General features: G+C 35.9%; 19 protein-coding genes. 10 read left to right on the forward strand and 9 right to left on the reverse strand.

The window, feature by feature from the left end:
* Nucleotides 1-29: 29 nt before the first annotated feature.
* The 5 genes from porM to topA form a co-directional block, all read right to left on the reverse strand.
* Entirely contained in the window at nt 30-1,595 is a 1,566-nt protein-coding gene (gene porM, locus BMX53_RS00955; protein ID WP_074744180.1) for a type IX secretion system motor protein PorM/GldM, read from the reverse strand.
* Nucleotides 1,596-1,622: 27 nt separating this feature from the next.
* On the reverse strand, nt 1,623-2,291 hold the full coding sequence (gene porL / locus BMX53_RS00960; protein ID WP_038984727.1) for a type IX secretion system motor protein PorL/GldL: 669 nt from the start codon (nt 2,289-2,291) through the stop codon (nt 1,623-1,625).
* A gap of 35 nt (nt 2,292-2,326) precedes the next feature.
* Complete coding sequence (porK, locus tag BMX53_RS00965) at nt 2,327-3,727, reverse strand: T9SS ring complex lipoprotein PorK/GldK (protein WP_038984725.1); 1,401 nt, start codon at nt 3,725-3,727, stop codon at nt 2,327-2,329.
* 122 nt (nt 3,728-3,849) lie between these two features.
* Complete coding sequence (locus BMX53_RS00970; RefSeq protein WP_074744182.1) at nt 3,850-4,992, reverse strand: formimidoylglutamase; 1,143 nt, start codon at nt 4,990-4,992, stop codon at nt 3,850-3,852.
* 6 nt (nt 4,993-4,998) lie between these two features.
* Nucleotides 4,999-7,515, reverse strand: coding sequence for a type I DNA topoisomerase (topA, locus tag BMX53_RS00975; RefSeq protein WP_074744184.1), 2,517 nt, complete (start codon nt 7,513-7,515; stop codon nt 4,999-5,001).
* A gap of 556 nt (nt 7,516-8,071) precedes the next feature.
* Here topA and BMX53_RS00980 point away from each other — a divergent pair.
* Both BMX53_RS00980 and BMX53_RS00985 read left to right on the forward strand, forming a co-directional pair.
* The gene (locus tag BMX53_RS00980; RefSeq protein ID WP_074744186.1) at nt 8,072-8,353 is read left to right on the forward strand and encodes a putative quinol monooxygenase; all 282 of its coding nucleotides are present in this window, start codon (nt 8,072-8,074) and stop codon (nt 8,351-8,353) included.
* A gap of 4 nt (nt 8,354-8,357) precedes the next feature.
* On the forward strand, nt 8,358-9,161 hold the full coding sequence (locus tag BMX53_RS00985; protein ID WP_083394377.1) for a helix-turn-helix domain-containing protein: 804 nt from the start codon (nt 8,358-8,360) through the stop codon (nt 9,159-9,161).
* Here the strand turns inward: BMX53_RS00985 and BMX53_RS00990 are convergent.
* Nucleotides 9,148-9,735: a hypothetical protein gene (locus BMX53_RS00990; RefSeq protein WP_074744190.1), complete on the reverse strand. Its 588-nt coding sequence runs from the start codon at nt 9,733-9,735 to the stop codon at nt 9,148-9,150. The two genes, BMX53_RS00985 and BMX53_RS00990, sit on opposite strands and share 14 nt — an antisense overlap.
* Nucleotides 9,736-10,517: 782 nt before the next feature.
* Between BMX53_RS00990 and miaB the strand changes: the two genes are divergently transcribed.
* From miaB to groL, 7 genes are all read left to right on the forward strand, one after another.
* Nucleotides 10,518-11,966: a tRNA (N6-isopentenyl adenosine(37)-C2)-methylthiotransferase MiaB gene (gene miaB / locus BMX53_RS00995; RefSeq protein ID WP_074744192.1), complete on the forward strand. Its 1,449-nt coding sequence runs from the start codon at nt 10,518-10,520 to the stop codon at nt 11,964-11,966.
* Between the two features lie 26 nt (nt 11,967-11,992).
* Nucleotides 11,993-13,282: a sigma-54 interaction domain-containing protein gene (locus tag BMX53_RS01000; protein WP_074744194.1), complete on the forward strand. Its 1,290-nt coding sequence runs from the start codon at nt 11,993-11,995 to the stop codon at nt 13,280-13,282.
* Between the two features lie 2 nt (nt 13,283-13,284).
* Nucleotides 13,285-13,788, forward strand: a complete 504-nt coding sequence (locus tag BMX53_RS01005) for an LptE family protein (protein WP_038984707.1) — start codon at nt 13,285-13,287, stop codon at nt 13,786-13,788.
* 22 nt (nt 13,789-13,810) lie between these two features.
* A complete protein-coding gene (locus BMX53_RS19215; RefSeq protein WP_244154458.1) occupies nt 13,811-15,154 on the forward strand; it encodes a tetratricopeptide repeat protein in 1,344 nt (447 codons plus the stop codon).
* Between the two features lie 5 nt (nt 15,155-15,159).
* On the forward strand, nt 15,160-15,534 hold the full coding sequence (secG, locus tag BMX53_RS01015) for a preprotein translocase subunit SecG (protein ID WP_038984705.1): 375 nt from the start codon (nt 15,160-15,162) through the stop codon (nt 15,532-15,534).
* Nucleotides 15,535-15,685: 151 nt separating this feature from the next.
* Nucleotides 15,686-15,961 (forward strand): co-chaperone GroES, encoded by a 276-nt coding sequence (locus BMX53_RS01020; RefSeq protein WP_006259659.1) that lies wholly within the window; start codon nt 15,686-15,688, stop codon nt 15,959-15,961.
* A 37-nt stretch (nt 15,962-15,998) separates the two neighbouring features.
* Nucleotides 15,999-17,627 (forward strand): chaperonin GroEL, encoded by a 1,629-nt coding sequence (gene groL / locus BMX53_RS01025; protein WP_074744196.1) that lies wholly within the window; start codon nt 15,999-16,001, stop codon nt 17,625-17,627.
* Between the two features lie 130 nt (nt 17,628-17,757).
* On the opposite strand, the gene rpe is transcribed toward groL, so the two are convergent.
* From rpe to BMX53_RS01040, 3 genes are all read right to left on the reverse strand, one after another.
* Nucleotides 17,758-18,420: a ribulose-phosphate 3-epimerase gene (rpe, locus tag BMX53_RS01030; protein WP_074744198.1), complete on the reverse strand. Its 663-nt coding sequence runs from the start codon at nt 18,418-18,420 to the stop codon at nt 17,758-17,760.
* 70 nt (nt 18,421-18,490) lie between these two features.
* The gene (gene lipB, locus BMX53_RS01035; RefSeq protein WP_038984697.1) at nt 18,491-19,204 is read right to left on the reverse strand and encodes a lipoyl(octanoyl) transferase LipB; all 714 of its coding nucleotides are present in this window, start codon (nt 19,202-19,204) and stop codon (nt 18,491-18,493) included.
* Between the two features lie 10 nt (nt 19,205-19,214).
* The gene (locus tag BMX53_RS01040) at nt 19,215-19,379 is read right to left on the reverse strand and encodes a YqaE/Pmp3 family membrane protein (RefSeq protein WP_074744200.1); all 165 of its coding nucleotides are present in this window, start codon (nt 19,377-19,379) and stop codon (nt 19,215-19,217) included.
* Between the two features lie 190 nt (nt 19,380-19,569).
* Here BMX53_RS01040 and lysS point away from each other — a divergent pair, with 190 nt between their 5' ends.
* Complete coding sequence (gene lysS / locus BMX53_RS01045) at nt 19,570-21,270, forward strand: lysine--tRNA ligase (RefSeq protein ID WP_038984694.1); 1,701 nt, start codon at nt 19,570-19,572, stop codon at nt 21,268-21,270.
* The last annotated feature ends 20 nt before the right edge of the window (nt 21,271-21,290 follow it).

The raw sequence follows: 21,290 nt of genomic DNA on the forward strand, positions 1-21,290 counted from the left end.
AAAATTTTCTTCTTATAATATTAAGTAAACTATTGTGTAATTTCAAAAGTACAAGGAGCCGTTTTCTTCAATGCGTAATCGCTTACACCATCTAAACGAGTCTTAATATCAGAAATCACAACAACGTCTCCTGCTTGAGCTCTACTAATAGCAGCTTTAGCTCTCTCGTTCATTCTATTACCGCTTACTACAACACTAGGTTGTCCTGGAACTTGTACTACGAAACCAGTAACTGTCAAACTTAAATCAAAGTCAAAGTCATCTAGAGACGCATTAACAGTGATTGCAGCTAAGTTAGCTCTTGGTCCTTTATCACTAGATGTTCCACGAGTAGTACCTCTAGGTGCAGGGATATCCTTGATACGGAATACTTTTCTATCAGACACTTGTTGTCCTCCAGGTAGAGTACCTGTAACATTGATTACTACTTCTCTTCCACCTTGTGGTTTAAGCATATATTTTCCTCCTCCTAAGCTACTTAAACCAGGAGCAGAAGCAACTACTTTATCATTAGAAATACCTGCGAATGAAACAGTAATAGGGTTAGATACACCACGGTATACAACGTTCATCTTATCAGCAGAGATGTTAGCTGAGTTTGGTTTAGGTACTACTACATAGCTTCCTTTAATATCAATCTCAACAGGTTGTCCATCTTCAATAAAAGTAAACTTACCACCAATTTGATGTTCTCCAACGTTACCTACTGTAAATCCAACTTGAACTTGTCCGTCAACTAATGATTTAGATAAATCAACTGTTTGACCATTAACAACAACTTTCGTTGGAACCGTAGATTTGTCGTAACGTCCTAAAACAACTTTTGCTTTATAAGCTTCACCAGCAAAAAGGGTTGACTTCTCAGCCACTACAATTGCTTGGTAGTTCTTCATAGAAGCTGCTTTACTAAGTGTATTACCCATAAATGCGTTGTAGATCTCAGACTCGATTATCTTAGCATCATTTTGCATAGTAGATAATTTAGTCAAAGAAGCGATAGCAGGGAATTTTTTAAAGTTGTAATCTAAATACTTCTTTTTAATTCCTTCACCATCTACTACCTCACCTAAGTCAAATTTACTATTGATATCATCAACGATAAACTTAAACTTCACATCTTTAGATAAAATATCAGTAAGTGCTTTTTTATACTTCTCGATTTCTCCAACAAAAGCATCTCCTTCAGCAGAGTATTTATCCCCTTTAAACCAAAGGTTATCTAATACTTCACCTTTTTCCATACGCTCAGCAGGTAATTTACCATTCTCTGTACGTTCTCCTTCGAATGGAGCTGCTACTTGTTGTTTTATACCACCGATATAAGCATAAAACTCTTCTGTAATCTTAGCGATTTGTTGAGCATTTTTATAAGGCTCTCTAAAGCGCGTTGGGTCATCCTCCGCCTTTTTTTCAAGACCAGAAAGTAAACCCTCATTATTTTTAACTGCATTCTCATTTGCAGCCTCAAACTTTTCGTTCACTACTCCAAAAGCTGATAAAACCTCTGTAGATACCTGAAGAGCCATCATTGCGATGAACACAAGGTACATAAGGTTAATCATCCTTTGTCTAGGTGTCAATTTTTGTTGTGCCATTACCTTATAATGTTTTTAAATTATAAACTAATTAGCATTTCTATTTCCACCACCCATAGCAGAAAGCATTCCACCATAAACGTTGTTTAATGACGCTAAATTGTTTGTTAATGCTTGCATTTGCTCTTTTAATTGAGCATTATTTTCAGCTACAGCTTTATTAATCTCTGCATTAGCAGTAGCGCTGTCTAACTGTACTTTGTACACTTTGTTTAAAGACTCTAACTGTTGAGCAGCTAATGTCATTTCTTGTGCATATTTTTGTGTTGAAGCCACAGAATTCACAGTAGGAGCCATCTCTTTAGAAGCAGCCTCGAAGTTGCGAATACTATTACCTAAGCTATTCATCAACTCACCGTCAATTTTAGCATCTTTCAACATTTGATCTAATTTTTTAGAAAGCATACCTTCAGTATCCTGAGGTTCAGCAACTACAGCTTGTTTCACTGTTTTTACTTCTCTAGCTTTTCCATCTTTTAATTCTGGGTACACTTTTGACCAATCTAATTCATCATCAACTGGCTCGAATGCAGACAGGAAGAAAATAAACGCCTCCACTAATAGACCAATAGTTAACATGTTGTTACCATTTAATGGTCCGAATTCCATATGCGTAATTTTAAATAACGCTCCGACGATTACTATCGATGCTCCTATTCCATAACAGAAGTTCATCACTCTTTTTGGTATTACCATAGCTTTCTTTCTTTCTTATTTTTTTTTAATGATTATTAACGAGCCATTTTTGCTTGGTTAACACGTGATAAAGAACCTGATACTGACTGTACAGTTCTAAATCCGACATAACTTCTTGCTGAATCTGCATACTCAGAATCACGAGTAGACACTTGTAAGAAATAAGCTGGATCTCTCCAAGAACCTCCTCTTACTACTTTTAGAGGGCTATCACTAGGTCTATTTCTTGGTTTTAATGATGACATATGAGCATAACTAGAAGGATCATAAGTAGAACTAGTCCACTCTGCTACGTTACCTGCCATATTGTATAAGTTATATCCGTTAGGTGGATATGAACGTACGTTAGCTGTATAAAGTGCTCCGTCTGCTGCATAATCATAACGAGTTGGTTTAAAGTTAGCCATAAAACAACCTTTCTCATCTGTAGCATATGGTCCACCCCATGGGTACATAGCTCCTTCTAGACCACCTCTAGCCGCATATTCCCACTCGCTTTCCATTGGTAAACGGAATTCGTTAATTTCAATAGTTTGTTTATTATCTTTTAAGTAGTTGTTTTTGTACATAGATCTCCACGCAGCGAACGCTTTTGCTTGATTCCAGTTAACACCTACTACAGGATAATCACCGAAAGCCTCATGCCAGAAGTAATCATTGTGCATTGGCTCATTGTATGAGTATTGAAACTCTTTAATCCAACGTGTAGTATCAGGATAGATTAATAAAGTTTCAGTTTTTAAGTGTCTATTTCTCTTACCTCTATTCTCATTTGATCTATCTCTTGTAGCTGCATCTACATCTACGTAAGAGTATTTAAATTTAAGTTTAGAGTTATCGAATGTAGTCATACCATTATAAGTCTCACTAGCTGGAATGTATAATGAATCCATTACTTCCACATAGTTAGCATCTGGGTATTTACGAGTATCCTTAACTAAAGGCACTTTTTTGTTTAAACGACGTCCACCGTAGATATCATCACTCACCTGAAGGCTGTAATAATTGTCATACATATACTTTTGGTATGGAGTCATTTTATCTAGATTCTCTTCTGCATCTAAGAATGCATAAGCACCGATACCTCCAGATTCTTTTGCTACACCCATTTCATCAGCTGCAATAGCTAACTTAGTTCTAACAACCGAATCCTTTACCCATTCTACGAATTTACGGTACTGGTTATTCGAAATCTCAGTTTCATCCATATAAAATGAACCGATAGTCACTGTTTTTGTTGGCGCATCTTGGGCTCCTAAGAAATCCTCATTTGCTTGACCCATAGTGAATGTACCTCCAGGGATAAGAGACATTCCTTGAGGTTTGTCACTAGTCCATCTCTTCCCAGGCTCACCATGCATCAATTCACCTTTATCTCCAGTTCCACAACTGGTCATCAAGGCTAAAACTGCTCCTAACGTAATGATCTTCTTCATATAATTTTAGGTTTTTTATGTACTTCTTTGAAATACTAACAAGTAATTTTTTTTTCTTTTATTTCACAAAACAAAGCTAAAAATTAATTTAACTAAATTATTTATTTTTGTTAAATTAATTTTCAAACTATACTTTTTTTCATTGTTCGCCACCATCTTTCAGGTACTATTTGATTTATTGCTGACTCATAATCATCATAACTACAAGGCAATAATACTTTTCTATCAGCTTCCAATGTTCCCACTGAGGCCTCTATCCACCAGCGTTCAGACACATCACTCTTGAAAAATATTAAATCGTCATACCCATCTATAGGAACTATATACTTCGTATAACTTGACTTACTTACAAAAGGATATTCATTAGAGCGATAATTAACTCCTTCCACAAAATACCAAAGCATTTGTGCTATTAATAACGTTTCATTTTTGTAATTATTATAATTAAATATCCCAAAAGATGAAACTCTATCACTTAAGCCACTATATCGAGCCAAGGCACATATCTCTCTTCCATCAAAACCATTCGGATTAAAGAATTCAAAGTTTCCTGAATCCCCTGATTTTACAGACGTCATATCTATACTTACGATATCTGCATCTCTTAATACAGGCTCTGCTAATTTTATATTATGTGATATTTCTCCTACTCTATATGCTTCAAAAAATAAACTGCTTATTAAATCTATTTCTTCTTGAGCATTAAAATAAGTCTGGTATCCAATATTTGAAAAATTAAACAAATTAATAGGCTCTTCTACTATAATACGAGTCAAATAACTATTCGCAATATCTCCTTCAGTCTTAGACAAATCTAATTTAGCATCTACAGCAACTAAATTTACTGATTGTTCTAAAGCATCGTATGCTCTATACATAGCATACGTCATATCTTGAGAACCTCCTACTAATACAGGAATAACCCCTTGTTTAACCAAGTCTGCCACCAATGATTTGACTAAAAAATAAGTATCTTCTAATCTCTCACCAGCTACTACATCACCTAAATCGATAATATTAACTCCCCAGTTACCTGGATATAAGCTATACCACGACTTTCTAATTTTGGCAATATCAACAATACTAACGCCTTCTGCATTTCCTCTATTATCACCTATACCGATGATAGCGATATTATATCTACCGTTATTCTCAAAGTCACCACCCGAAAAGAAAGTAACTTTCTTACCGATACATTGACTTTGTAGACCGTCTATATAATTGACTAAGTCCTTATCTATTGGTTTTAGCAGTTCGTAGATCATGCCTTATTACTTTTTAGTAGTCTTCTTAGTTGTAGTTGCTTTTTTAGCTGTAGCTGTTTTCTTTGCAGCAGTCTTTTTAGCTGGAGCTTTTGCCTCTATCATTGCCTTTACCTCATCTAGAGATAAAGCAGCGGCATCCACATCTTTACCCAACTCTATTTTAGTCTTTCCTTTTAAGATCACCGAACGTCCCCATCTAGCCTTCTCTACTCTAATTCCTTCTTCAGCCCAGTCGTGAATAACTTTATCTTTCTCTTTTTGAATCTTATCTTCGATTAGTTCATTGATATCATTCTGAGATAAATTATCGAAGTTATACTTCTTACTCACATTGATAAAGATACCATTCCACTTTAAGTAAGGCCCGAAGCGTCCCACACCTTTTTGTACTGCTAACCCTTGGTAAGTAGCAATAGGTGCATCAGCTTGTTCTTTTTCTTTGATAAGTTCCATAGCTCTATCCATAGTCACATCAGCAGGTTCTTCTCCTTTTGGCAGAGAGATAAATGTCTTACCCACTCTCACATAAGGACCAAATCTACCATTGTTCACCTCAACCTCTTCTCCTTTATATTCACCTAATACTTTAGGTAATAAGAATAAAGCTAAAGCCTCTTCTAGAGTAATAGTTCCTATATTTTGATCTGCAGCTAAGCTTGCAAATTGTTTTTCTTCATCTTCAGGATTACCAATCTGTGCCACAGGACCGAACTTAGCCAAACGAACTAATACAGTACGTCCACTCTTAGGATCTACTCCTAAAATACGTTCTCCCGATTCACGCTCAGCGTTCTCCTCTACATCTTTTACTGTCGGGTGGAAGTGATCATAGAACTCTCTCATCATCTTCGCCCAGTCTTCATTACCTGCTGCGATCTCATCGAAGTCTTCTTCTACCTTAGCAGTAAAGTTATAATCTAGGATAGTCTTAAAGTTCTTCACTAAGAAGTCATTTACGATCATACCGATATCTGTAGGTACTAACTTCCCTTTATCAGAACCAGTCTTCTCTACTAACACCTTCTCCTTCACCTCAGCACCTCTAAGCATCATCATCTTATAGTTGCGCTCTTTTCCTTCAGTCTCTCCTTTTTCTACATATGTTCTAGCGATAATAGTAGAAATAGTAGGTGCATAAGTTGACGGTCTACCGATACCTAACTCCTCTAATTTTTTCACTAGAGAAGCCTCAGTATATCTAGCCGCAGGTTTAGTAAAACGCTGTGTAGCCACTAATGCATTCTGTTCTAATCCTTCACCAACTCTTAATGCTGGTAAGATACCTTCTACTTCTTCATCCTCATCATCATGTCCTTCTAAGTACACCTTTAAGAATCCTTCAAAAAGTAATACTTCACCAGAAGCCACAAATAACTCCTTAAACTTATTTGCCTCGATACGCACATTTGTTCTCTCTAACTGAGCATCACTCATCTGAGAAGCTAAAGTACGCTTCCAGATCAAGTCATAAAGGCGAGCTTGGTCTCTATCTACAGGAGCATTGTGTAGCGCCATATTCGTAGGACGTATAGCCTCGTGAGCCTCTTGAGCCCCTTTACTCTTAGTAGTATATGTACGTGGTTTAGAATATTCAGCACCGTAAGACTTAGTGATTTCAGCCGCAGCCGCACTCATAGCCTCTTTAGATAAGTTCACACTATCCGTTCTCATATACGTGATAAGCCCGCTCTCATATAGACGCTGTGCTAACATCATCGTTTGACCTACAGAATAGTGAAGTTTTCTAGCTGCCTCTTGTTGAAGCGTAGAAGTAGTAAATGGAGCTGCTGGCGATTTTTTAGCTGGTTTAGTCTCTAAATCAGATACTCTATACGCCGCTCCAATATTAACAGCTAAGAAATCTCTTGCCTCTTTTTCAGTAGCAAAGTTCTTAGGTAATTTCGCTTTTAATGTTTTTCCTTCATCTGTTTTAAACTCAGCTGAGATATGATAAGACGACTCTACTTTAAAGTCGTTAATCTCTCTTTCTCTCTCCACGATAAGACGTACAGCTACAGACTGTACACGTCCAGCAGACAGACCTCCTTTTACTTTTTTCCACAGTATAGGAGACAGTTCATACCCAACTAATCTATCTAGCACACGTCTAGCCTGTTGAGCATTCACTAAGTTATAATCTATTTGTCGAGGATTATCGATTGCTTTTAATATCGCGTTTTTCGTAATCTCGTGAAACACTATACGTTTCGTATTGTCATTCTTCAAATTTAGTTCTTCCGCTAAGTGCCATGCAATAGCCTCCCCTTCGCGGTCCTCATCGGATGCTAACCAAACCATTTCAGCTTTCTTCGCAAGATCCTTTAACTTCTTAACTACCGCCTTCTTATCATTCGATACTTCATACTTAGGCTTAAAGTTATTCTCTACATCTACTCCTATTTCTTTAGAAGGTAAATCCGCTATATGTCCATAGCTAGACTCTACCTGATAATCCTGTCCTAAAAATTTTTCAATGGTTTTTGCCTTTGCAGGTGACTCAACAATCACTAAATTCTTTGCCATACTTCATTATTTTGTGAAGCAAAAATATATGATTTTTTTGAATATATCCGTGCTCACACTTATTAATACCTCTTTTAACTAATATGCTAGCATACAATTCTCACAATAATTGTCTAGTTATTTGTAAAATAAAGCAAGAATACAGTAATAAATCAAGAAATTAATTTTCTTTCTAAACAAAAAAAGAAGATTAAACAATTTGATAACATTTCTCTAAAAATTTTAATTTTTACTTCTTACAATACTTTATACTGCTATTTTTTCGCACAATACATAAAGTTTGCTAATTATTCTACTGTAAAAATCACAATAACAAAAAAGCTTACTAAGCCGTTTTCCATAGACCTAACAACAAGAGCCTAATCACAAGGCCTTCCTTATCTTATTTCTTTAATACTATCGACACAACAAATCAATCACCAAAAGCATCACACATTTAAAACATCTTAAGATTACACTCTCATACTAACATAATCTAAACATGTCGTATTTTTACAATCCTATTATATTTGCATCTAATACATTTGCTACAACTAAAAACATAATTTGAAGTACAATGGAAAAATTTATAGTTGCTCAGTTTTTTATTAAACCAGAACACATCAGTGAATTTAGAACACTGACTAATGATCTAATCAAAAACACAAGATTAGAACCTGGTAATATCTCTTATCATCTCTATCAAGATGTAGAGGATCACACACACTTCGTATTTAATGAACAGTTTAAGGATCAGACTAGCTTTGATACACATACACAGACTGCACATTTTAACACCTTTATCGCTGCTGCAGAGCACACCTATGCTAAAGCACCACTTATAGACATCATCAGATAAACTTATGCAACTAGCCCATCATAAACCTACGGCAACTTTATTGCCCTATATAAACAGGTATTACTGGGGAAAATCTAATACCAATGAGGACAGCATTACTATGTTTCCTCTAGTAGCAGGTACAGGTGTCGATGTGTATATACACTTCGGCACCTCATTCTATGTAGATAATCAAGCACTATCTACATCACATATACTATGTCCACGTCAGCATGCTAATATCACTACTTCGGGCGACATAGACTTTATAGCTATTCGCTTTAATCACGGAGCTTTTAGACACTTCAGTCCTATTAACTTTAACGAACTACACAACAGTTATGTGACTGTACATGATCTATGGAAAGAAGAAGGAGATATCTTAATAGATAAACTATATCATACCTCAACTATAGAAAACAGAATACAGCTTCTAGATGAATTCTTCACTCTACTACTCTTAAAACACCAGTGTACCAACACCATACTAGATCAAGCAATGCGTACTATCTACCAAAATCACAGTACAGTGTGCATCAGTGAACTAAGTCAACAACTAAACATCAGTACACGTCACTTCGAAAGAAAGTTTAAACAAGAGTTCGGATTCAATCCTAAAAACTTTCAAGTAGTAAGTAGATTCGAGAATACACTAAGAAAGTTATTCTTCTCTCCTAATAAAGATCAACTATCCCTAATATTAGATAGCGGGTATTATGACCAATCGCATTTTATCAAAGAATGTAAGGCTTATACGAACTACTCCCCTTCAGAGATTATAAACTTAAAGGACAATAGTCTTCACTTTTACTTCACTAAGACTGTTTAGCTTTCAGTTCGTACACCAGACCATAACTTCTTTTGTACACTCTAGATTTTTTACACTTAGTATTATCTAGGTCTAATCTATCACTAAGTAATTTATAGAACATATTACTCATAGGCTCACTAGCACATTTATCTTCCACACCTTTTATCATAGAGATAACATATGTCCCTTTAGTCGTCAAAAATCTAAAGCCACTGTATCTCTCTTTATAGATAGTACCATCTTCTAATATCACATTCACCTGAAGGGTATTAATATCATCTAGATAGACGCGATGCTCACCAGATGTTTTATAAATACTGATATATCCCTCACAAAACACAAGCTGATTAAACTTAATATGTGGTACTATAAATTGCTGCACTATGAGAAATGACACAACAAAAAGAAGAACTAAGAATATAGGCATTTGTAATGAATTAAGCGTTTCATTACCTACCGATTCTACTATAAAATGAATTAGATAAAAGACTGCACAGAACAACCCTAGGAAGATGATACTTCCCCATATCGCTTCCTTAGCACTCACTCTAAAAAACCATCCTGTCCCGTTAAACTTAACCTGTTGATTCATCAGCTCTATAATTATGTTTTAAATACCTGATAAAATAACAACATATTTCACTTCTTGGAAAACTATTGCATTAGTTCTTTATGAGAATTTATCTACCTACGAGTTACTCTTCTTATTTTCGCTCTACAATTTTCCCTTTTTTAGTCTAAAAATGAATATAAAACCTGATTTAAGGTTTTTATTATAGGCTTTTTTTATAAAAAACGCTCAAAAAGACTCCTATCAAGGCATTTTACAAAAAAACAATCTACTTTTTTTGGTTCTCAAAACGAGATAAAAACAATATAAACAATTAAATAACAACACTTTAATCAAAATCACAAAATAGACACTATAAAACTGAATAGGGCTATAAACGCAGTAAAATCAAGCATTGTGCATTAATCCATCGACAATAGAACGACAATAAGCCGTATTTAGTTGAGTAAAGAGGCTCTTTGTCGATGAATCTATGTCTTATACTTGTTCTATTGTCCTTCTATCTAAATCTTGAACTATTCTAAGAATCCGCTTATATTATATTTGGGTACATTTTCATACTTATCAAAGAAACTGAATAGAGGCTTTCATTAATTCCACAAAAAGAATTTGTACTAAAGCAAAGGGAGTCTTAAACAGTCTAAAGCTTCTCCTAAATTGGCTATCTCTAACACAAAACACATTACCTAAATCGCTGTATATAAACACTAACAAAAAAAACTTAAAACAAACACTGTCATCTTGTCAGTTATATAAAAAAAAGTATCTTTGCAACTTAAAGTAAAACACCCTTAGAGTATCTTATGGAAAAGGTAATTGACGAAAATAAACAAGGTACAAGCTTACAATTAGAACAAAAACAAGACAATACGAAAAAGCTATTCATAGAAAGCTACGGTTGTCAAATGAATTTCTCTGACAGTGAGATTGTAGCATCTATCCTATCTAATGAAGGATATAATACAACTGATAAGCTAGAAGAGGCTGATTTAGTATTAGTAAATACTTGTTCGATCAGAGATAAAGCAGAACAGACTGTGCGTAAACGTCTGAATCAATACAATCAAATGAAAACAAAGAACCCTGGTATGAAAGTAGGTGTTCTTGGTTGTATGGCAGAGCGTCTTAAAGCAAAGTTCTTAGAAGAAGAAAAAATCGTGGACATGGTAGTAGGTCCAGATGCATATAAAGATCTTCCTAACCTACTTAAAGATGTAGAAGAAGGTAGAGATGCTATCAACGTAATCTTATCTAAAGATGAGACTTATGGTGATATCTCTCCAGTACGTCTTCAAAGTAATGGGGTGACGGCATTCGTGTCTATCACTAGAGGATGTGATAATATGTGTACATTCTGTGTAGTACCATTCACTAGAGGTCGTGAGCGTAGCCGTGACCCTCAAAGTATCATCGAAGAGATCACTGACTTAAAACAAAGAGGATTCAAAGAAATCACTCTACTAGGTCAGAACGTAGATAGTTACTTATGGTATGGTGGTGGTCTTAAGAAGGATTACGAAAAAGCTACTGAGATGCAAAAGGCTACAGCTGTAGACTTCGCTCAACTTTTAGAGCAATGTGCAACTATGTTCCCTAAGATGCGTTTCCGTTTCTCTACGTCTAACCCTCAGGATATGCATATCGAGGTGATAGAGGTTATCGCTAGACATGAGAATATCTGTAAATATATCCACTTACCAGTACAGTCTGGTAGTACACGTATCTTACAAGAGATGAACCGTCAGCATACTAGAGAAGAGTATATCGCATTAGTAGATAAGATATATGAACTTATTCCTGAGATTTCGTTATCACAAGATATGATTACTGGATTCCCTACTGAAACAGAAGAGGATCACCAAGATACATTATCATTAATGAAACACGTGCGCTATGACTTCGGTTATATGTTCGCATACTCTGAAAGACCAGGTACATTAGCTGCTCGTAAGTTAGAGGATGATGTGCCAGAAGAGACTAAAAAACGTCGTCTGACAGAGATTATCGACGTACAACGTGAGATAGGTCTAGAGCGTATGCAACGATTCTTAGGTAAGACAGTAGAGGTATTAATCGAGAAAACATCTAAGCGTTCTGAAGTAGAATGGTCTGGACGTAACTCTCAAAATACTACTGTAATTTTCCCTAAAGAAAACTACAATGTAGGAGACTTCGTTATGGTAGAAATTACTGATTGTACATCTGCTACACTTATCGGTAAACCTGTAGGATACTCTGCTATGCAAGAGTAGTAAATAGCAATATTTAAAAGAAAAGAATGGAAAACCTTCAAGTCATAAAACAACGCTTTGAGATTATCGGTAACGATGTAAAACTAAATCGTGCATTGGAGAAAGCTATACAAGTAGCTCCTACTGATATTTCAGTCTTAGTCACTGGAGAGAGTGGTGTGGGTAAAGAGAGTATTCCTAAAATTATACATTCACTATCTCACCGCAAACACGGTAAATTTATCGCTGTGAACTGTGGTGCTATCCCAGAAGGGACAATAGATAGTGAACTATTCGGACACGAAAAAGGAGCTTTTACGGGTGCTATTGGCACTCGTGAAGGTTACTTCGAAGAGGCTGACGGCGGTACTATATTCTTAGACGAGGTAGGTGAACTACCACTTACTACACAAGTGCGTCTGCTACGTGTGTTAGAGAATGGTGAGTTTATCAAGGTAGGTTCGTCTAAAGTACAGAAGACTGATATCCGTATCATTGCTGCTACTAATGTCAACATGGTAGATGCTATCAACAAAGGTAAATTTAGAGAGGACTTATACTACAGACTGAGTACTGTAGAGATATTATTACCTCCTCTACGTGAGCGTGGTGAAGATATACATCTACTGTTCAGAAAGTTTGCTTCAGACTTCTCACATAAGTATAAGATGCCTCCTATTAAATTAGAGCCTGCTGCTGCTGCTTATCTGATGAGATATAGCTGGTATGGTAATATCCGTCAACTGCGCAACGTGGCTGAGCAGATATCTGTATTAGAAACTAATAGAGATATATCTCTACCTGTACTTCAGGGTTATTTACCTAATCACGATAGACAATTGCCTTCTGTGATTAATACTTCTAAGTCTGACTCTGACTTTAGTAATGAGCGAGAGATTCTGTATAAAGTGCTATTTGATATGAAGAGCGACCTTACAGATCTTAAGAAACTGACACTAGAGTTACTACAGCACGATAAGGGTACAGTATCTGAGTCTAACAAATCTCTAATCCAAAAAATCTATGGTACCAAGAAGGCTGAGCTACCTGAACTGATGGCTCCTCAGAGTGCTAACTTAGATGTGATACCGATGGAGAGCCACATGCCATCTACTCCTAATGTGATGTTTCACGATACAGTAGATGAGGATGAAGATACATCTAACTATCTAGAGGCAGAGACTGTAGATGACGAGCCACTGAACTTAGAGAATCAAGAGATAAAGCTAATTAAGCGTGCTCTAGAAAGACACAGTGGTAAGCGTAAAGCTGCGGCTAAAGAACTTAATATATCTGAACGTACACTGTACAGAAAAATAAAACAATACGACTTATAGTTATGAAAATCAAACATTTATTTGCACTAATATTTATATCACTATTTTTTCATAGCTGTAAATATTATAACTTTACTGGAACAGGTAAGATAGATGCTGATACATTTCAGGTAAACTCTTTTCAGAACAATGCTCCTTTAGTAGAGCCTGGGATAGAGCGTACCTTTACGACTTCACTACAGGATTTAATCCAAAACCAAACAAGTCTGAGTCTGACTAATACAGATGGTGACTTAGTGTATGAGGGTGAAATAGTAGAGTATCGTATCAGCCCGATGACAGCGACAGCTGATCAGAGAGCGGCGCAAAATAGATTGTATGTAGCAGTGAACGTGAGATTCTTTAATAAGAGAAAACCGGATGAGGACTTCGAAAAGAGATTCTCGTTCTACTATGACTATCCTGCTAATACGCAGCTGATGGGACCTACTCTTAATACAGCTATGGAGACTATATATGAACGTATCACTCAAGATGTATTCAATGAGTCTTTAGCTAAGTGGTAATTATTTAATAAACAGAAATATCTTGACTCTAAACGAATTAGACATATTGCTTCGCCAACCTCAACAGATTACTGAGGAGGATGCTACACAGCTAAAACAGATCATAGACCAGTATCCGTACTTTCAGTCTGTGAGAAGTCTTTATCTGAAAAGCTTATATGCACAGAATAGTTATAATTATAACCAAGAGTTAAAGACAACTGCGGCTTATACCCTAGATAGAGACATCTTGTTTGACTTTATCGTTTCTCCTGATTTCGTTGCTTATAAGCCAATACACATTGACGCTAATATAGCACTAGAATCTACTGACACCTTAAAGCCTGCTGACACAGTTACTACTGTTACTGAAGTAATCACTGCACCAGAAGAAACTGAAATAGATGTAACTCCTACGGTTGGACAATTAGTTAATCAGGACATCACTACTTCAGAAGAGACTGAGATAGACGTTACTCCTACCGTTGGACAATTAGTTAATCAGGACATCACTACTTCAGAAGAGACTGAGATAGACGTTACTCCTACCGTTGGACAATTAGGAAATCAAGACATCACTACTTCAAAAGAGACTGAAATAGACGTTACTCCTACCGTTGGACAACTAGTAAATCAAGACATCACTACTTCAGAAGAGACTGAAATAGACGTTACTCCTACTGTTGGACAATTAGTAAATGAAGATATCGCTACTTCAGAAGAGACTGAGATAGAAGAAAGTCTAATGAGGGAAACTCCTGAACCTAAGCTTACTTCTACTGCTATTAAGAGTCTTTTACAGTCTATCACAATAGTAGAGAACCAACAGTCTCAGAGTAAATCAAATAGTGAAGATTCGACACAAGAGGAAAAGGCTGTAATTGAGCCTACTGTATCAGAATCCTTATCTAATGAAGATACTATAACAAATCAGAAACAAGAAGAGATAGATAGGCTTGAAGACAAACTAGATATAGGTAGTCCATTAAACTTTGACGAAAAGGAGAAATTGTCCTTCCAAGAGTGGTTACAATTATCTAAAATAAAGCCGATAGATAGAGAAAATGATTCTATTTTAACAGATATTGAGCAAAAATCAGATGTCGAAAAACAAAAAAAAATAGAATTAATAGATAAATTTATCGAAACAAATCCAAAGATAGTTCCTACAAAGAAATCTACGGTAACCCCAGTAAACATCGAGTCTTCAGTACAAGAAAACAGTAGTTTAATGACTGAAACTTTAGCTAAAATTTACTTGGAACAAAAGAAATATCAAAAGGCCATTCAAGCTTATGAAATATTAATTTTGAAATATCCAGAAAAAAGTAGTTTCTTTGCAAACCAAATATTAGATATAAAAGCGTTACAACAACATAATAGTTAATCACCATGAACACATTTACAATATTTTTAATCTTAATCGCAATTGTATGTTTTTTACTTATCGTAGTAATTATGGTACAGAATCCTAAAGGTGGAGGTCTTGACTCTTCTTTCGGAGGTTCTACTGTAGCTGGAGGTGTAAAGAATACAAATGATTTCTTAGATAAAAGTACATGGACTTTAGGTGCAGTATTAATTATTTTAATATTGTTATCATCAACTAGCTTTAGTGGTGGAGCTGCAGGAGATTCTAAATTATTAGATCCTAACGCAGTGCCAGTTCAACCTGTAACACCAGAAGCTCCTGCTACGCAAGAAGCTCCTGTGACACCAGCTGAGACACCTGCTCCAGCTCAAGAAACTCAAAATCAAGCTGAATAACCTTTAGCTTCAATAAATACACAAGATGCCGGCTGTCAAGCTGGCATTTTTTTTTGCCTATAATGTCACTTTTTTGCTTTGGCACACTTTATGACATCTACTATCTATAATAATTAAAAATAGTAATTCAATTTCATAAACTATAAAAACTATGGCAGTAAATATTAAACCACTTGCAGATAGAGTTCTTATCGAACCATTACCAGCTGAAACTAAAACTGCTTCAGGATTATTTATCCCTGATACAGCAAAAGAGAAACCACAAAGAGGTACTGTAGTAGCTGTAGGAAATGGCACTAAAGATCATGAAATGACAGTTAAAGTAGGTGATACTGTATTATACGGTAAGTATGCTGGAACTGAGCTAAAATTAGAAGGTACTGATTACCTAATCATGAGAGAGGACGATATTTTAGCAATCGTTTAAAAATTGAATCAATAACAACTAAATCCAAAAGAATAAAATGGCAAAAGATATTAAATTCGACATTGAAGCTCGCGAAGGTTTAAAACGCGGAGTGGATGCTTTAGCTAACGCTGTTAAAGTAACATTAGGACCTAAAGGTAGAAACGTAATCATCGGTAAATCATTCGGTGCTCCTACTGTAACTAAAGATGGTGTATCTGTAGCAAAAGAAGTTGAGTTAGAGAATACATTAGAGAACATGGGTGCTCAGATGGTGAAAGAAGTTGCTTCTAAAACGAATGACTTAGCTGGTGACGGTACTACTACTGCTACTGTATTAGCTCAAGCTATCGTAAAAGAAGGTCTTAAAAACGTAGCTGCTGGTGCTAACCCTATGGACTTAAAACGCGGTATAGATAAAGCTGTAGAAATCATCGTAGAAGACTTGAGAAAACAATCTCAAGAAGTAGGTGGTTCTATGGATAAAATCAAACAAGTAGCGTCTATCTCTGCTAATAACGATGACTTTATCGGTGAGTTAATCGCTCAAGCTTTCGAAAAAGTAGGTAAAGAAGGTGTTATCACTGTAGAAGAGGCTAAAGGTACTGAGACTTATGTTGATGTAGTAGAAGGTATGCAGTTTGACAGAGGTTATTTATCTCCATACTTCGTTACAAACTCTGAGAAAATGGAAGTAGAATTAGATACTCCATATATCTTATTATACGATAAAAAAGTTTCTTCATTAAAAGAGCTTTTACCTGTATTAGAACCTATCGCTCAATCAGGAAAACCATTGTTAATCATCGCTGAAGATGTTGATGGTGAAGCTTTATCTACATTAGTAGTAAACAAATTAAGAGGTGCGTTAAAAATCGCAGCTGTTAAAGCTCCTGGATTCGGTGATAGAAGAAAAGCTATATTAGAAGATATCGCTATCCTTACTGGTGGTGTGGTTATCTCTGAAGAGCAAGGATATACTTTAGAAAACACAACTTTAGACATGTTAGGTACTTGTAAGAGAGTTAACATCGATAAAGATAACACAACTATCGTAAGTGGTGATGGTGAGGCTGAAATGATTAAAAACAGAGTAAACCAAATCAAAGCGCAAATGGAAACTACTACTTCTGACTATGACAGAGAGAAGTTACAAGAGCGTTTAGCTAAGTTAGCTGGTGGTGTAGCTGTTCTTTATGTAGGTGCTGCTTCTGAAGTAGAAATGAAAGAGAAAAAAGACCGCGTAGATGACGCTCTACACGCTACAAGAGCTGCTGTAGAAGAAGGTATCGTAGCTGGTGGTGGTGTAGCTTTATTAAGAGCTAAGAATACTTTAGTTGATATCAAAGCTGATAACGCTGACGAAGAAACTGGTATCTCTATCATCGCTAAGGCAGTAGAGGCTCCATTGAGAACTATTGTTGAGAACGCTGGTTTAGAAGGTTCTGTAGTAGTATCTAAAGTATTAGAAGGAAAAGAAAGCTTCGGATACAATGCTAAAACAAATGAATACGTAGATATGCTTAACGCTGGTGTAATCGACCCTAAGAAAGTAACTAGAGTTGCTTTAGAAAACGCTGCTTCTGTAGCGGGTATGATCTTAATCACTGAGTGCGCTTTAGTAGATATTAAAGACGACAGCGCTGCTGCTATGCCAATGGGTGGTGGTATGCCAGGTATGATGTAATACCTTATCTTATTTCAATATTAAAGGGGCTGTCTATGATAGCCCCTTATTTTTTACCTTACCAGTAATGACAAAAAAAGGCTTAGTACTATGAACGTACTAAGCCTTTTTGATTATTATCTTTTACTTCTTACTTCAAAGTTATTTCTTTTAAATCAGCAATAGTTGCGATAGGGTCAGCAGCACTGAATACAAAGTTACCTGCTACTAATGCATCTACTCCAGCATCTACTAATGCTTTTGCATTCTTATTATTCACTCCTCCGTCAATCTCAATCATTACATTCGCTCCTTTAGCATCAATCATTGCTTTAAGCTTACGCACTTTCTCATACGTATTCTCAATAAAGCTCTGTCCTCCAAAACCTGGGTTAACACTCATGATCAATACTAAATCTAAGTCTTGAATAATATCTTCTAACACACTAACTGGTGTATGTGGATTAAGTGCTACTCCTGCTTTCATTCCTTCAGCTTTGATAGCTTGTACAGTACGGTGAAGGTGTGTACACGCTTCGTAGTGTACTGTTAAGATGTCTGCTCCTAATTCTTTAAACGTTTTGATATAACGATCAGGATCAACAATCATTAAGTGCACATCTAATGTTTTCTTAGCATGCTTATTAATTGCTGCTAATACAGGCATCCCAAAAGAGATATTAGGAACGAATACTCCGTCCATGATATCAATGTGAAACCAATCTGCTTGACTGTTGTTCACCATTTCGATATCTCTCTGAAGATTAGCAAAGTCAGCAGCTAATACTGAAGGTGCTATAATAGTATTTTTCATATAATTGTGTTGTTTGTACAAAGATAAAAAAAATCCCAACAGCAGAGGCTATTGGGATGTATTATATCGGTTAGATCGCTTGTTGAGCGATTACTTCTGCTTCAAATAATTCAGAGAAATACTTAATGATCTTAGCTCTTACTTCATCTTCATCTACATACTCTACTCCAAGCTCTACGTTAAGAGATGTTACTCCTTTACCTCGTATTCCACAAGGGATAATATTGTCAAAGTAACCTAAATCAGAGTTGACATTTAGGGCAAAACCATGCATCGTCACCCAACGAGAAGCTCTCACTCCCATCGCACAAATCTTACGAGGGAAAGCTGTACCTACTCCTAACCATACTCCTGTTTCTCCTTCACTTCTACCTGACTCTATACCGTAGTCTTGTAATACTAAAATAATAGTTTCTTCTAAAAGACGTAGGTATTTATGAATGTCTGTAAAGAAGTTCTCTAGATCTAAGATTGGATAACCTACTACTTGCCCTGGTCCGTGGTATGTAATATCTCCTCCTCGGTTAATCTTATAGAATGTCGCTCCTTTTGCTTTTAATTGTTCATCGTTAAGAAGCATATTGTGAGCATCTCCACTCTTACCTAAAGTATATACATGAGGGTGTTCTACAAATAATAAATAATTATCTGTATCATCAGTACGCTCTTCTCTTCTATTTCTAATCTTTACGTCTAAAATAGATTGAAATATCTCTTCTTGGTAATCCCAAGTATCTTTATAATCTTTCTCGCCTAAGTCAATAAGCTTTACTTGCTTGTTCATTGTGATCTTGTTATTTATTGTATTTAGGATTGTTTAAGATGACTAATGCAGCGATAACACCAGGTATCCATCCACAAAGCGTCAATATACATACCAATAATATAGATCCACATCCCTTATCTAAAACAGTTAAAGGTGGAAAAATAATAGCTAAAAGCACTCGTCCTAAACTCATGACTAAATATTTTTATATAGTACAAATTTCGGCATTTTTTTGGTGAACTGCCCTATGCACAGTCAAAAATCATCAGCTCTATATACTTTTAAGACAAAGTATTGCAAATTAACTGCTTTTAAGAGGAATAGTAATTGTCGCATTTTCAAAGATTAACTATATTTGCCTTTTAAATTAATTTACAGTTATTATGCAACTTTCAGAACAAGAAATCATCAGAAGAGAAAAACTGAGCAAGTTACAAGAGCTTGGTGTGAATCCTTATCCTGCTAATCTATTTCCAGTAGACCATACTTCGAAGCAGATTAAGAACGATTTTGAAGAAGGTAAGAAGGTTATCGTGGCTGGTAGATTAATGTCTTCAAGAATTCAAGGAAAAGCTTCTTTCGCAACTATCCAAGATAGCGAAGGTAAGATTCAGTTATATATCAATAGAGATGAACTTTGTCCAGACGAGGATAAAACGTTATACAATGAGATCTACAAAAAACTTATTGACTTAGGTGATATCGTAGGTATCGAAGGAGAATTATTCACTACTCAAGTAGGTGAAAAAACAGTACGTGTAAAAGGTTTACAGTTATTAAGCAAATCTTTACGTCCTCTTCCATTACCAAAAACAGATGCTGAAGGAAATACGTTTGACGCATTTACTGATCCAGAATTGCGTTACAGAATGCGTTATGTTGATTTAGTGGTAAACCCATTAAACAAAGATATCTTCATCAAACGTACGAAGTTGTTTACTGCTATGCGTAACTTCTTTAACGAAGCTGGTTATATGGAAGTAGAAACTCCTGTATTACAGTCTATCCCTGGTGGAGCTTCTGCTCGTCCATTCATCACGCACCACAATGCATTAGATATTCCATTATACTTGAGAATTGCTAATGAGTTGTACTTAAAACGTTTAATCGTAGGTGGTTTTGATGGAGTATACGAATTCTCTAAAAACTTCCGTAACGAAGGAATGGATAGAACACACAATCCTGAGTTTACAGCTATGGAAATCTATGTAGCATATAAAGACTACAACTGGATGATGGACTTCACTGAGCGTCTATTAGAGCAATGTGCCATCGCAGTTAATGGTACTACTAATGCTACTTTCGGAGAACACGAGATTAACTTTAAGGCTCCTTACAAACGTATCACAATGGCAGACTCTATTAAAGAGTTTACTGGGTTTGATATCACTGGTAAAACAGAGGATGAAATTCGTCAAGCTGCTTTAGGTATGGGTATTCCTGTAGATGAAACAATGGGTAAAGGAAAACTTATTGATGAAATCTTCGGTGAGAAATGTGAAGGAAACTACATCCAACCAACATTCATTACTGACTATCCTAAAGAGATGTCTCCATTGACTAAATTACACAGAGACAATCCAGATTTAACGGAGCGTTTTGAGTTAATGGTTTGTGGTAAAGAGATTGCTAATGCGTACTCTGAGCTTAATGATCCTATCGACCAAAGAGAACGTTTTGAGGCTCAAATGGCGTTAGCTGATAGAGGTGATGATGAAGCGATGTTTATCGACCAAGACTTTTTACGTGCATTAGAGTATGGTATGCCTCCTACATCAGGATTAGGTATCGGTATGGACCGTTTAATCATGTTCTTAACGAACAACCCTTCTATTCAAGAAGTATTATTCTTCCCTCAAATGAGACCAGAGAAGACTGCTCCTTCAGTAGAATTATCAGATGAAGAAAAAATCATCATTCAAATCTTAGAGAACAACGACAATAAAGTTGAGATTGCTTCTTTAAAAGAACAAGCTGCTTTAAGTGGTAAGAAATGGGATAAAGCAATGAAAGGCCTTTCTTCTCATAACTTAACTAAAGTAGAGACAGAAGGTGATGTAAAATATGTAGTGTACCAACACTAAGAGATACTAAAAAACGAGAC

Source organism: Myroides marinus (assembly GCF_900109075.1).
Taxonomy (GTDB): domain Bacteria; phylum Bacteroidota; class Bacteroidia; order Flavobacteriales; family Flavobacteriaceae; genus Flavobacterium; species Flavobacterium marinum_A.